We start from the raw sequence: 13,420 nt of genomic DNA, 5'->3' as shown, positions 1-13,420 counted from the left end.
TTAAGAACCGACTTTGATCGCGGCTTGTAAGTTTCTGACGGTACAGCGGACATCCTCTCCTTTTCGCTCGAGATGAATGATGCGTTGACAGACAGCTAGTTCTGACTCTTCGATCCCTAAACTGCGCAATCGCAATCGCGCCTCATCTATACTTCCAGCGTGTAACGTAAATAACACGACGTGACCACTAAGTGCGGCATTCATCGTCAAACGTGCTGCCTCTCTCGTCCGCACCTCACCAAAAGCAATCCAATCCGGATCCGCTCGCAATATTTCCTCAAAACATCGCGTAGCAGTGAAGCCTGCCTTTTCATTTAGTTCCAGTTGCAAGACGTTTGGTACCGTACATTCCACCGGATCTTCAATCGAGATGATTCGCTTTTCTTCCATCGCACTCATCAAGGAATATAACATCGTCGTCTTTCCTGCACCTGTCGATCCAGAAATGACGATACACCCGTGTCGTTGTTCAGCTAACCAAGCGAAGTCCAATTGATTGTGTAACGTTCGTAAAGCTGTTTCTTGAGAGACCGTTGATCGATAAAATCGCCACGACATCGCATCCCCTTGTCGACTCGGCAACAACGAGACACGCATGCCCTTTTTCCCGTGCGGATACAAACCACTTTGCGGAATCCGCTCATTCTGTTCCTTTAAGTTCGCCTCATAGCGGACATGACTGACAAGTGTCCGGTAACGCGTCAGTTCCACCTCTTCTTGTTCACACAAACCATCACCCGTTCGACAAACGATTCGGACGCAAGCTTCATTCGGTACGAAATGAACATCTGTTGCACCAAGTGATTCGAATCGTTCCATGAGTTGTGTCGTCCATTCCTTCATTTTTCTTCACCTCCCTACTGCAAACAATACACAAAAAAAAGAAGCCGACCAAACCGGCTTCTTTACGATACGTGTGCGATTGTCCGATGTTTACGCTTCGCCAATGTCTCAAGACCTGGTTTATCGTATCCGATAACAAGTTGTTTTCCATCAGTGATGATTGGGCGGCGTAATAATTTCGGATTGTCACTCATGAGGCGTAATAACTCACTGAGTTTCATGTCTTCAATATCAATGCCGAGATCCTTGAAGGCTTGACTGCGTGTTGCGAGCAAACTTTCAATCCCATCCGTCGATAATTTCAACAGTTCCATGAGTTCATCAACTGTTGGAGCATTTCTGAACAGATGACGTTCCTCTACATCAACATGTTCCTCTTTTAACCATGATTTCGTTTTACGACATGATGTACAGCTTGGGTATGTGAAAAAGACTAACTCATTCGTCATTTTTGCTCCTCCTCTCAAAGTGTGGGGTTTCATTACAGTTACTATAGCACGTCAATTTGACTTTGTACACCTTTTGTACAACTATTGTACAACTTTTTTTGAAACTTCATCTTTTGTTCACAGTTATTCCTTAACAATCACTAGAACAGGATGGACGGATGATTGTTTGCTTGGTAAAATAAGTACGTATATTGACTATCTGTCGGATTTAGGGGGTTATAGGAATGGGGAGAATGTACCGCGTACTCGGTTTCTGGACTGGTATCATCGCAGTCATGGCATTTATCGGCGCATTGGGTGGCGATGCAAGCTCAAGTGAGCATACGGATTCATTTTTAGTCATGGGCTTCGTCTTCTTAGCACAAACTGTCTTTTTTGCAGCGCTCGGTTACTTGCGCTTAACTGAAAAAACGTATGTCTATATCTTTGGAGCTTACTTAACTGTATTTTTCATCGTCTTTACGTACTGGTCGAACTTCCAGATGTAATGAAAAAAACTCGTCATCCTTTTGGATGGCGAGTTTTTTTAGTCAGAGGAATGGATTCGATTTCATTTCTTGACGAATCGTCGTACTCGGACCATGCCCTGGATAAACCGTCGTATCTGCCGGTAGTTCCGCGATGAGTCGATCCAGTGAACGCATCAATACGTCTTGATCCCCACCATGTAGATCCGTTCGTCCGACGCCTTGCCGGAACAGGAGATCTCCACCGAACGCGATCCGTTCTCCTTTAAAGTAGAACGTCACACTTCCTGGTGAGTGTCCTGGCGTCTCAAGTACATGCATCGAAAAGCTACCGATCGTCAATCGTCCTGGTTGCAACAAATGATCCGCTGGTTTCATCCGCATCGGTGGCATTCCAAATTTTGCTGAACCATTCCATTCTGGATTACCGAGCCATCCTGCTTCTTCCGGATGCACGTAGACAGGAGCTTCCGTGAAGCGTCGTAACATATCCACACCACCAATGTGGTCAAAATGCGCATGCGTTAATAAAATCGCTTTTAATGTTGCTCCCCGACTTTCAATCTCATCGAAAAACCGCATATCTTCTGTACCTGGATCAATGACGAGACATTCCTTGTCTTTAAATAACAAATAACCATTCTCAGATGCCATACCGGAAGTGATCATTACGATTTCCATTCTATAAAACCCCTTTACAATAGACTCTTCTCCTACTATACACGAAATTGTCGAAAGTTCCTGCAACGCCCTCTCGACTTTATCCCGCGAGTCGGATAAACTAAAAAGTGAGATTTAAGTGAAATCTTCGTGAAATTCATAACGTGATTGTTTAAGGGGGAGTACGTCATGCATTTGGATCAACCAATCGGTTGGCTTTTCTTCTTCGTCGCACTCGTCGGCGTTTGGGCCGTCGTTCGTTCACTTAAGAAACGCCAAATGTTTCCACTCGTATTCGCAGGTCTGACTGTCGTCTTATTCGGCTGGTTCGGGATTGCGACATTGATTTACGGCGGTATTCCATCGTAATCAAGATACGCTAAAAAGAGGCTGACTCAAAAGTCAGTATCTACAAAGATAAGGGAGGCAGATTGATGATCTGCCTCCCTTACCTCGTAATAAAAAGAATGACGCGTCACACGCCACTCCTACAGGAAAAAGCGCAATTTTGCGCTGTAAGAGACAAACGAGACCCGTTTTTCTGCTCGAATGGAGCGGAAAACTGGCTTGTGTCTCGCCTGAGGAAAGGGCGTGAAAAGATGCGTCATTTTTTAGTGTCAGCCCTTTTGTCTAAAATCTGAAGAGAGATGCCTCGCGCATCTCTCTTTTTATTTGCCTTTCTACAAAAAAACGAATCCACTCGAAAGTAGATTCGTTTTCCTCATCTTATTTTGAAGTTTGAAGGAAACGGAGCAAGTCACCGTAGATGACTTTATCCGAAAGTCCTAACTCCTTCTCGGATTGTTTCGTAGATTGTTTACACATCTCCGCTAACTCTCCATCTTTTACTTCTTCACCTGTCTGACGATCATAACATGTTTCCTGCGTATAAACCGTTTTGTCTGTTATGACGGAACCATCGCGGAACAGCGCATAATCCTTGTGCTGCTTCGAGAAGAGATCGGTACCGAACAATACTTCATTCTTGAAGTCTTGTCCTAACAGATGTAGCAATGTTGGTTTAATGTCGATTTGGCTCGCGACGTCTTCATGTTTCACACCTTTCGTTTGACCCGGTAAATGGATCACGAATGGTACACGTTGCAATTGCGCGACATCATACGGTGTCAACTCATCTTTGTTCATGAGTTCTGCCATCGCAGCATTGTGGTTCGTCGAGATACCATAGTGGTCGCCATAGACCATGAAGATCGTGTCATCCCACGTACCATCTTTTTTCAGACCCTCGATGAATTTACCGAGTGCCATATCTTGATACGCTAGTGCCTGGACGTAATGGTTGAGCGTAGTAGAACTTGTCTCAAGCGGTGGTACGAGTTCATCTTCTGGTTTTGGCATCTCAAATGGATAGTGGTTCGTCAATGTGATGAACTTCGAATAGAACGGACGTGGTAAATCTTTCAACATCGGCAATGACTGTTCAAAGAATTTATCATCGAGCAAGCCCCACTCCGTCAAATCTGCTGGATCACCTAGGTCATAATCAGTCTCTGAGAAGAAACGATCGACGCCAAAGCTATTGTAGACGATGTCTCGGTTCCAGAACGATTTGTTGTTTGCATGGAAAACAGCTGAATAATAGCCGTCTTCTTTCAACATTTCAGGAGTTGCCCGGAATTCGTTTTCTCCGTTCGTAAAGAATGCTGCACCGCGTCCAAGTGGATAGATCGAGTTTTCGAGAATGAACTCAGCATCTGCCGTTTTCCCTTGTCCTGTGTTGTGATAGAAGTTATCCCATGAATGCGATTCCTTGATCAACTTATTCAGGTTCGGTGTAATCTCTTGTCCGTTTGGTGCTTTTAATCCAACTGCAAAGGATTGTGCCGACTCAAAGGAAACGACGATGACGTTCTTTCCTTTGTACTTTCCGAACATAGCTGGGTTCGGTTCGGCATGTTTTGAATCAATGAAGCTTTGAACTTCCGACAGTTCAGAACTGTCTGCGAGTGCTTTTTGCGCAGATGTCTTCGACTGAATGAGTGCATCATACATATGGAAGTTAAATGTTCCGATGTTTTTAACGAGCAATTCTCGGTCGAAGGCACGTGTGAGCAATTCTGGACGTTCTGTCTCAGCGAGCGTCAAGTTTCCAAGGAAAACGACAACTGCTGCAACGAATGCGAGAATCGCGCGTCCACGTGACGCAACATTTTTTGACATGTCCATTTTCCGTAGGAAGAACGGTAAGATGATCAAGTCTCCGACGATCAATAAATCGGACCAGTTCAAGAGTGACCCGAGCGACGCAGAAACGGTCTCTGCATTCGATGTTTGGAACAATACCGGCAACGTCAGATAGTCATTAAAGAAGCGGAAGAAAATGATGTCCGCATATAAAATGAGTGTCGCGACGAACAATGTGCCGTAGATGAACCATTTTTGAACATTTCCCCGGAAGAAGAAGCTGAACCCAAACATGAAGAGCGCTGAACTAATTGGGTTAATTAGTAGAATGAATGCTTGCGCAGAGTTTGTTACGGGAACGTTAAAGAAAAGTGTATACGCTAAATACGTTTTTAACCAAATCAATATGGTCGCAATCCAAAAGAGCTTATGCTCTTTATAGGTGCTGCGAACGCCTTGACCCATCTTTAGGCGCATTCGCGACCAGATGTTTGCGTCTTGCTGCATAAAAACCTGCCTCCTAATTTACATGTGCTTTCTGCTTTCAGTTCACACAACCTACATCATAATTTACATATACCCATATCACGTGAAAATTTTACGCTTAGTTTTACAAAAATGCAACTGGAATCCGGAAGATACTTAACAATCACATAATTACTGTACGTTTGTAAACAAAAAAAAGATTCGCCGAAGCGAACCTTTTACTGAAATTGAATATTATCATTTTTTGAGAAACATCTGCTTCGCAAGCCATGCACAGCCAATGACTCCGGCATCGTTTCCAAGCTCGGCAATCTTGAACGTCGTCGATCCGAAAACCCGTGGTAAAGCAAAGCGTTCGAACTGTTGACGCAGTGGTGCAAGCAATGTCTCGCCCGCTTTTGAGACACCACCGCCGATGACGATGATTTCCGGATTGATGCTGTTCGCTAAGTTGGAGATGGCAAGACCGAGGTGGAACGTCACTTCTTCTACGACTTCCGTTGCGACCCGGTCCCCTTTCTCATACGCTTCGAATACGTCTTTCGCCGTCACTGCCTTGATGTCGTTAAGTAACGTTTCCTTCCCTTTACGCTTCTCAAGACCAAGACGGGCAATCCCTGTTGCTGACGCGATCGTCTCAAGACATCCTTTGCGACCACATCCACATAGGACGCCACCTTCAGGCAACATCGTGATATGACCGATTTCTCCAGCCATTCCGACTGTACCATGCACGATTTGTCCGTTCGTGATCAGACCACCACCGACGCCCGTACCGAGTGTGACCGCAAGGAGTTCGGTTGCTCCACTACCGGCACCTTTCCACATCTCACCGATTGCCGCTGCGTTCGCATCATTTTCAAGAACAGCCGGTAAACCCGTCAAACGTTCGAATTCACCGATGAGTTCAAAGTTATTCCAACCGATATTGACCGCTTTCTCGACGACACCTGTATTGAAATCAATGAATCCCGGCGCACCGATGCCCGCTCCGACGAAATCTTCTGGGCGTTTGTTGCTCTCTTGACACTTCTCAAAGAAGGATTTTGCGATATCTCCAGGAATTTGTACGCCATCATTCAAAACGACCGTCTCGATTTCCCATTTCTCTACGATGATCCCTTGCAAATCCAAAATTGCCATCTTGACTGTCGTTCCGCCGATATCAATGCCGAGTAACCATTTCATTGCTTCGTCTCCCCTATACTCATATAATGTCTGCTTCCTCATTTTACCGGACATAACCCGTTTGCGCAAAGGGTTGCACAACCTTAAATGTTATCGGATTGTGAACGCTTTAATTCATGTCGCAAGATTAGTTTTGCTGAATCGTACTGTCGCTGTTCCAAAACGCCTGCTTCTTGTAATTCATCGAGTTCAAGCATCATCATCGCGATATCGGACGCCCGGTCCCCAAGATAGATGAAAGTCCCGTATGTCTTGAGTAATTGCTGTACGTCATACAGTGTCTTCATCGACCATCGGCTCCTTTACATAGGCATGTAGCAAATCATATGTCGCTTGTAACGACGTCTCATGTGTACGTTCGTACGAATGACTCGATTCGATTCCCGGACCGAACAATCCGTGCCGGACGTCGTGTCCCGCACTTACTGCCGCTGAGGCATCCGAGCTATAGAACGGATAGATATCAACCTTATATGGAATACTGTTACGTTGTGCTAAACGCGTTAACTGGTGGCGTAAAGCTAAGTCATATGGACCTGAACCATCTTTCGCACAGATCGAGACCGTGAATTCATCCGAATGCTGACCGTCTCCTAGTGCCCCCATGTCGACCGCGATGTATTCTGCGACCTCGTCCGTGAATCCAGCATTCCCACCGAATCCAACTTCTTCGTAATTTGAAATCAGAATCTGGATCGTGTGTGGCAGCTCGATTGTTTTCCATTCCTTGATCAATTCAAGTAACAAAGCAACGGATGCTTTATCATCGAGATGGCGCGACTTCACGAATCCCGTTTCCGTATAGAGGAATCGCGGATCAAACGTTACGATGTCTCCTACTTCAATCCCCGCAACGCGCGTCTCTTCTGCTGTCGTTGAACGGATATCGAGCCGTACTTCGATATTATCAGCAGATCGTTCCGTTTTGTTCGTCTCGCGCGACGTATGAACACTCGAATGATGGAACACGATCGTACCTGAAACCGTTTGACCGTCCATCTTGTGAATGAGACAGTTCTCACCTTCGATCGCTGTCCAAGCATATCCCCCTAGTTGTGATAAACGAAGTCGTCCTGTTGGTAGAATCTCTTTCACCATCGCTCCTAGTGTGTCGACGTGTGCCGTCAGTAACCGCGTACGCGTTGAAGCACCAGGTAGTGTCGCTAAAATCGCTCCTTTTTCAAGTTTTCGATACGTAACCCCTTCTGCGGTCAATCGCTTTTCTACATATGTAATCGCTTCTTTTGTCGAACCTGTTGGACTCGGAATCGAGACAAGCTCTTCAATCGTACGTATGACTTCTTTCATGTTCATTCGCTCCCTTTCAATCGGACTACGACGTGACATCCGCTTTGTTCTCATGATAACAAATATTCATTCTTTGCCGATACTGATATCTTACGGATACCATGCGAAAAAGCTGTAGCACTTTTTTTGCTACAGCTTCTTTCCACATCATCTGAAGAAATTAGACGTACTTCTTCATCCAAATATCATCACGATATGTGCCGTCTTCTAATTTTACGGAATCTGGATCTTCGGCATATACTTCAAAACCGAGCGACTCATAAAGATTTTGCGCGGCCTCGTTCCCTGATAAAACGGCAAGAATGACTTGCTCGACGTCCGGTAACTTCTTCGCTTCCTCGATTAAGGCTTCCATTAAAGCGCGACCAGTACCACCGCGATATTCAGGTGATACGTATACTCCAGAAATCATCGCTTTATGCGATTCACGTGACAATTCATATGGTTTGACCTGACCAAACCCAAACAATGTATCACCGTCGAACATACCAAGCCAAACCTCATCGGAGTCGGGTTCTCCCTCAAGTCCTTCTTGTACTTCGCGGAGCGGGGTTTGCTGTTCATCATCAAACGAATGACCGAATGCATCTGGATGATTTTTTAATCCCTCAAGGCGTAGATTCCAGTATTGTTCTGCATCCTCTTTAGTTAGTTTTCGAAAAGTATACATGACTGTCGGTTCTCTCCTTTTTGGGTATCATGACGTACAAAAAAAATGACGTAAAAATGCTTCTATCTCTTACTTAACCCTTTTCTAGTAAAATAAAACCTAGATTTTTTTCTTTTTACTACTGGACGAATAGATGTGATTTTTTATGTATTCGTTCTCTACATCAAAAAAACTCAAGTGTGGACAATATGAAGCAAGTCCGACACTTGAGTTTTTTGCTACTTTATTTCGTAATGCCTTCATCATGATGCGTACGCTTATCCTTGCAAGACGGGTTCAAGCGTCTGACGTAATACATCAGCAGAATGATGGAATTTCTTCAACTCTTCTTCCGTCAATGAGACTTCAATGATTTCACGCACACCTTGACGATTGATGATGGCGGGAACTCCAATATGGATACCGGAAATTCCGTACTGCCCATCGACATGCGCACCGACCGTCAATAGACAGTTCTCATTTCCGAGGATGGCACGAACGATTCGGACGAGTCCAAGCCCAATCGCATAGTAGGTTGCCCCTTTGCGCTCGATGATATGATAAGCAGCATCTCGGACGTTGATGTAGATTTGATCAAGATCTGCTTGAGAATAACGATCGTCTTCAGCAAGTAGTTCATCAATCGTTTTTCCATAAATGCGACTGTTACTCCAGGCTGCGAATTCCGTGTCACCATGTTCGCCAAGAATATAGGCATGGGCATTTCGGGAATCAATGTGAAAGTATTCTCCAAGCATTTGACGCAGACGTGCTGTATCCAGCACCGTTCCTGATCCAAATACGCGTGCTTTCGGAAGACCAGAATATTTCCAGGCAAGATGCGCCATGATATCAACCGGATTGGAAGCCACGACGATGATCCCATCAAAACCAGAATCCATGATTTGACGAATCATTTCTTTCATGATCAAGGCATTCTTTGCAACGAGATCGAGTCTTGTCTCACCTGGTTTTTGTGGAGCGCCTGCCGTGATGACGACGACTTCCGCTTCGCGGCAGTCCGCGTAGTCACCAGCCCATATTCGCATCGGTGAAGAGCTAAATGGTGTTCCGTGGTTTAAGTCCATTGCCTCGCCCTCTGCTTTGGCTTTGTTGACATCAATGATGACAAGTTCTTCACAAAGTCCAGCTGTTGACATCTGATAGGCAAAGCTTGAACCGACTGCACCAGCTCCAATGAGGGCTACCCGTGTCACTTTCGCATGTAATTCCATATCGTTATGTCCACCCTTTCATTCGTCATAAGAGTTTGTTAACTATCTCACAAGTAAATTGTAACATCTTTCACATTCTTTGTATCATGTGAAATTAATCACATTTGTCCATTTTGTGTCATTGATATCCTAACATAAGGAATTACATACTCATATACTTTCCAGTTACCAGAATCGAACGATGATAAACCCGATTCCACTTGCCAAACCGCTCGTTAAGACATTGACAGCATCATTCCCTAAAAATCGAATGCCTGAAACGTAAGCTGTCGGTTGACCATGATGCTCTCGCTTTTCCGTGTATTCTCCACAAACCTTACATCGGTAAACGCGTTGCCCTACTGCTCCAAATAGTGTATCCAGCAGACTCCCGAGTACACCGATGCTTGTTACGAGTAAGACGTCTCTTAAAGAAAGAGAAAATATCCAATGCGCTGCTATCGCGATGAACGCAGCTCCTGCGATCGTACCGACCGTCCCAATCAGCGACATCGCTCCACTCGTTCCTGCTGGTACCCGTCGTAACGTTTTGAGAGACCATGGATCACGTTTTGAGAGCGGTCCGATTTCGGATGCCCACGTATCAGCATTCGATGCTGCGATGACGAATAGAAATAACAAGAGATACGCAAAATCCATCGTCATGGCATACGCTAAAGCAGCAACGAACGCTACCCCTCCATTCGCAAGGACCTGCCATCCGTCACGCGCGCCGTCTTTCTCAACGATGGAATCGACCGATTGTTTTCTGGACCGTCCGACCTTCGATAACAAGCTCGAGCTACCAAAGAAGAGCAAAAGTACTACTAATCCTTGCCAACCAAATCCGAATGAAACACCACTACCGACGAGCAGGGTCATGATCGCACCACTTGTCGTCAATAAACGAAAAGATCGTCCGGTCCAAGCAAGCAATAGACAAAACAAAATGGTCGCGCTTAGCATCGGATGACCTCTAAGTCAGTGACGATCAAGTCAACTGGGATATCAAAGGCTTCGACTTCAAAATCGGAAAGAAGTTGTTCAGAAAAGGCAATCGATACTTTACGTCCTGCATAGGTCACGAGTGCACGATCGTAATAGCCTCCTCCCCACCCTAAACGATATCCGTCCCGTCGATAGGCGCGACCCGGAACGAGACAAAGCTCTGCTTGAGCAAGTGAAGCCCGACGTGCTGAAGCGGTTGGTTCAGCAATCCCCATCTGATTTGCTTGCAGTTGATCTTCTGGTCCATGTTCATAAAAGACCATCTCGTCTCCCACTACTTTTGGTATCAAGACCGTCTTGCCCTCTTGCCACGCCTGTTCAATCAGCATTCTTGTATCACATTCATTTCGAAAAGCTAATGTGATCGCGACACAGGTCGCTTGTTGCCACTCAGGTAACAACAAAACATGTTCGTGAATCAATCGTTCCTTCTCCGCACGGTTCTCCATTACATCGAGTCGTTCTTTGATCAGACGGCGTACTTCTTGTTTATTCATGACTGTCTTCCTTTCCACAAAAAAAGCCATCACACGAAGTGACGGCTTCCATCTCAATTATTTCACTTCACGGTGAAGTGTGTGCTTACGGAGACGTGGGTTGTATTTCTTCAACTCAAGACGCTCTGGGTTGTTACGCTTGTTCTTTTTAGTGATATAAGTACGGTCACCAGTTTCAGTGCAAGCTAATGTGATTTTAACGCGCATGGGATTCCCTCCTATCTAGCTCTCGATGTATCAAGTGATTTTGCTTTACATAAGGTTAAGCATACTCAAGTATCGTACCAAGAAAGGAAAGGAATTGCAACTGTTCATCCGTTCTTTTTCGGATTCGTCACGTGTTGATATGGTTTTTCAAGGTTCTCTTCAAAACGCAGTGGCTTCTTTTCGACGTGATACTCTTGTTCCACCCCGTGACGTGACTCTTCTCGTTCTAGATAAACGACCGCTGATTGGCGCAACGCATCTCCTTCAAGTCGTTTTAAGGCAACGACCAGACCACCTGAACGATCAGGAGAACGCTCACTTTCGACATCGTAGACGTTACTGACGAGTGGCAACTCTTTGATCTTCGCGATAGCTTGGGCAGCTGATGCGGTCTCCATGTTGAAGTTGTGGATGACTGCGAAATCAACGATCTTACTCAAGGCTTGCGCTTGGCGTAAGAAGGCTAAATTTAGTGCCGCCAGTTGGTTATAGGTCTGAACGAGCGGTAGACCCGTCACTTGCACTCCGTAAACGTGAACACCTTCTTCAAATCGATACGCTTCCGGATGTTCCGTGACGACATAGACGTTCTCACCAGCAGCAGCAAGTCGTCGAGCGAGCTCCGAAGCTGGCCGGTCTGACGCATCATATTGTCGGACGAACAACAAGATGGCATCCGTATTCCAAGATTTCTCACGCTTCACTGCCACGTAGTAATCATGTGCCGTCAAGAAGACATCCGGTTCAATATCTGAATCTTGAAGGAAAGGATATTCGCGATATCGATCATCTAACCATTCCACCGTCAGCTCCTCAGCATCCAGGCGACGCTCAGTTTCTTCAAAACGTAGGATGTGCTCACGGAAACGATTCGCAGCATATTGCGCTGTCGTCTGTCCATCGAGGATGAACGGCCAGTCGCTCGAGACAGCGAGGAGGTATTCTCGAATGAGTTGACGCTTCGCTTTGACAGTCAATGCATCTTGATGACGATTTCGGGCTACGATACCTGCTAGTCTCTTCTCAAGTTGATGGAGATGACGAATCATCCAGTCATTCCGTTCATTGATCCAGACTTCCGCGTAGCCTTTTCGTCCCCACGTTCCCATCGCGACGTGTGCCGTGTCGATGTCTTGGAAGTGACGTTCGAGGAAGATTGCCGGTGAAATCGACTCAATTCCTTGATCTTCTAAACGTTCCATCGCTTTACCGAGGAAGTCGGGACCTTCAAACCACCAGTGACCGAACAATTCGGCATCAAATGGTGCTGTGACAAGGAATGGTGGGAAGTCTTGTCCTTGATGCGCATCTAAATGTTCACCGAGTGCTTGTGCGAAGTCTGCTGCGTGCTCACTTGTCCGTTGCCATGCCCAATCACGGACATAATAGTCTTTTTGATCCGTTTCTCCTGTTACGCGATGCAATTTCAATCCTGTATCATAACGTAGTCCTTCTGGGTGCATGAACTCAGCGATTTGATCCCACTCTCGATCGTACGCAAGGTCACGATAAAACTCACGGTAATCCGGATGACCCGGGTATCCGATGACAGAGCTCCAAATCTTCCCGGAAATGATTTGATCACGGGGGAAGAGTGCCACACCGTGCGGCGAATAGACAGGTGCTCCGATTCCGTGTTTCGGTGACGGATCCGCGTTTAAGATGGAATGTTCGTCAACGAATGTATAACGAATGCCCTCTTCGTACAAAATACGGTCAAGTCCTGGCGTATACGCACACTCCGGCATCCAAAGACCAGATGGACGGAATCCATAATGACGTTCAAAACAGTTCAATCCCGTCTGAATTTCAGAACGTGCCGCTTGTTCGGACAACATATGCGGACTGAATCCGTGCGTCGCCGTACACGTAATCAAATCAAGATAACCTTGCTCCTTGTAATGACGGAATGCGCGGTTCAAATCTTTTTCCCAGTGAAGGAACGTATTCAATAAATCTTGATAGCGGTCTTGATAGAATAGAAGCGCATCTCGTTCCTTTTGAGCAAGCTCTCGCTCTAGTTCTTGGCGAATCAAACGTAACGTATCCTCGATATGCTCGATATACCGCTCTTGAATCAATGGATCGGCAAGCATCTCGATGACGGGTGGTGAAATGCTGACCGTCCAGCCGAGCGGACGTGATAAGCGGTCGACCTCCCACAATAATGGGATGTAGGTTTCTGAAATCGCTTCATACATCCACCGCTCTTCTAGACGATGCGCCTCTTCATGACGGATATATGGTAAATGTGCATGTAAGACGAGTGAAAAATATCCTTTTCGCATAGCTTCTCTTC

The 13,420-nt window shown here is 45.8% G+C and carries 15 protein-coding genes; 2 read left to right on the top strand and 13 right to left on the bottom strand.

Features of this window, described 5'->3' with window-relative positions; genetic code table 11:
• A complete protein-coding gene (locus AC3B4V_RS01155; RefSeq protein WP_023467557.1) occupies positions 1 to 843 on the bottom strand; it encodes an ATPase, T2SS/T4P/T4SS family in 843 nt (280 codons plus the stop codon).
• Between the two features lie 62 nt (positions 844 to 905).
• Positions 906 to 1,292, bottom strand: a complete 387-nt coding sequence (locus AC3B4V_RS01150; protein WP_023467556.1) for a Spx/MgsR family RNA polymerase-binding regulatory protein — start codon at positions 1,290 to 1,292, stop codon at positions 906 to 908.
• A gap of 224 nt (positions 1,293 to 1,516) precedes the next feature.
• Here AC3B4V_RS01150 and AC3B4V_RS01145 point away from each other — a divergent pair, with 224 nt between their 5' ends.
• Entirely contained in the window at positions 1,517 to 1,780 is a 264-nt protein-coding gene (locus AC3B4V_RS01145; RefSeq protein ID WP_023467555.1) for a DUF2626 family protein, read from the top strand.
• 42 nt (positions 1,781 to 1,822) lie between these two features.
• Here AC3B4V_RS01145 and AC3B4V_RS01140 read toward each other — a convergent pair whose 3' ends face one another.
• Positions 1,823 to 2,440 carry an MBL fold metallo-hydrolase gene (locus tag AC3B4V_RS01140; protein ID WP_488377558.1) on the bottom strand — a complete coding sequence of 206 codons (618 nt, stop codon included), beginning with the start codon at positions 2,438 to 2,440 and terminating at the stop codon, positions 1,823 to 1,825.
• Between the two features lie 168 nt (positions 2,441 to 2,608).
• On the opposite strand from AC3B4V_RS01140, the gene AC3B4V_RS01135 reads away from it, so the two are divergent.
• On the top strand, positions 2,609 to 2,788 hold the full coding sequence (locus AC3B4V_RS01135) for a DUF2759 domain-containing protein (RefSeq protein WP_023467553.1): 180 nt from the start codon (positions 2,609 to 2,611) through the stop codon (positions 2,786 to 2,788).
• A gap of 357 nt (positions 2,789 to 3,145) precedes the next feature.
• Here the strand turns inward: AC3B4V_RS01135 and AC3B4V_RS01130 are convergent, their stop codons facing one another.
• From AC3B4V_RS01130 to AC3B4V_RS01085, 10 genes are all read right to left on the bottom strand, one after another.
• Complete coding sequence (locus tag AC3B4V_RS01130; RefSeq protein ID WP_488377557.1) at positions 3,146 to 5,071, bottom strand: LTA synthase family protein; 1,926 nt, start codon at positions 5,069 to 5,071, stop codon at positions 3,146 to 3,148.
• A 216-nt stretch (positions 5,072 to 5,287) separates the two neighbouring features.
• Positions 5,288 to 6,238: an ROK family glucokinase gene (locus AC3B4V_RS01125; RefSeq protein WP_223041482.1), complete on the bottom strand. Its 951-nt coding sequence runs from the start codon at positions 6,236 to 6,238 to the stop codon at positions 5,288 to 5,290.
• Between the two features lie 83 nt (positions 6,239 to 6,321).
• A complete protein-coding gene (locus AC3B4V_RS01120; RefSeq protein WP_023467550.1) occupies positions 6,322 to 6,525 on the bottom strand; it encodes a YqgQ family protein in 204 nt (67 codons plus the stop codon).
• Positions 6,509 to 7,546, bottom strand: coding sequence for a M42 family metallopeptidase (locus AC3B4V_RS01115; protein WP_488377556.1), 1,038 nt, complete (start codon positions 7,544 to 7,546; stop codon positions 6,509 to 6,511). The genes AC3B4V_RS01120 and AC3B4V_RS01115 overlap by 17 nt, the downstream gene beginning before the upstream one ends.
• 160 nt (positions 7,547 to 7,706) lie before the next feature.
• Entirely contained in the window at positions 7,707 to 8,216 is a 510-nt protein-coding gene (locus AC3B4V_RS01110) for a GNAT family N-acetyltransferase (RefSeq protein WP_023467548.1), read from the bottom strand.
• Between the two features lie 257 nt (positions 8,217 to 8,473).
• Positions 8,474 to 9,430 carry an L-lactate dehydrogenase gene (locus AC3B4V_RS01105; protein ID WP_214769069.1) on the bottom strand — a complete coding sequence of 319 codons (957 nt, stop codon included), beginning with the start codon at positions 9,428 to 9,430 and terminating at the stop codon, positions 8,474 to 8,476.
• Positions 9,431 to 9,595: 165 nt separating this feature from the next.
• Positions 9,596 to 10,375, bottom strand: coding sequence for a DUF92 domain-containing protein (locus AC3B4V_RS01100; RefSeq protein ID WP_488377555.1), 780 nt, complete (start codon positions 10,373 to 10,375; stop codon positions 9,596 to 9,598).
• Complete coding sequence (locus AC3B4V_RS01095; RefSeq protein WP_223041480.1) at positions 10,369 to 10,914, bottom strand: 5-formyltetrahydrofolate cyclo-ligase; 546 nt, start codon at positions 10,912 to 10,914, stop codon at positions 10,369 to 10,371. The genes AC3B4V_RS01100 and AC3B4V_RS01095 overlap by 7 nt, the downstream gene beginning before the upstream one ends.
• A gap of 57 nt (positions 10,915 to 10,971) precedes the next feature.
• Positions 10,972 to 11,121, bottom strand: a complete 150-nt coding sequence (gene rpmG / locus AC3B4V_RS01090; RefSeq protein ID WP_012369771.1) for a 50S ribosomal protein L33 — start codon at positions 11,119 to 11,121, stop codon at positions 10,972 to 10,974.
• 104 nt (positions 11,122 to 11,225) lie between these two features.
• Complete coding sequence (locus tag AC3B4V_RS01085) at positions 11,226 to 13,409, bottom strand: 1,4-alpha-glucan branching protein domain-containing protein (protein ID WP_410756589.1); 2,184 nt, start codon at positions 13,407 to 13,409, stop codon at positions 11,226 to 11,228.
• Between the last annotated feature and the right edge of the window lie 11 nt (positions 13,410 to 13,420).

Source organism: Exiguobacterium sp. E17S (assembly GCF_057772545.1).
This window is presented reverse-complemented; position numbering and strand designations above follow the sequence as displayed.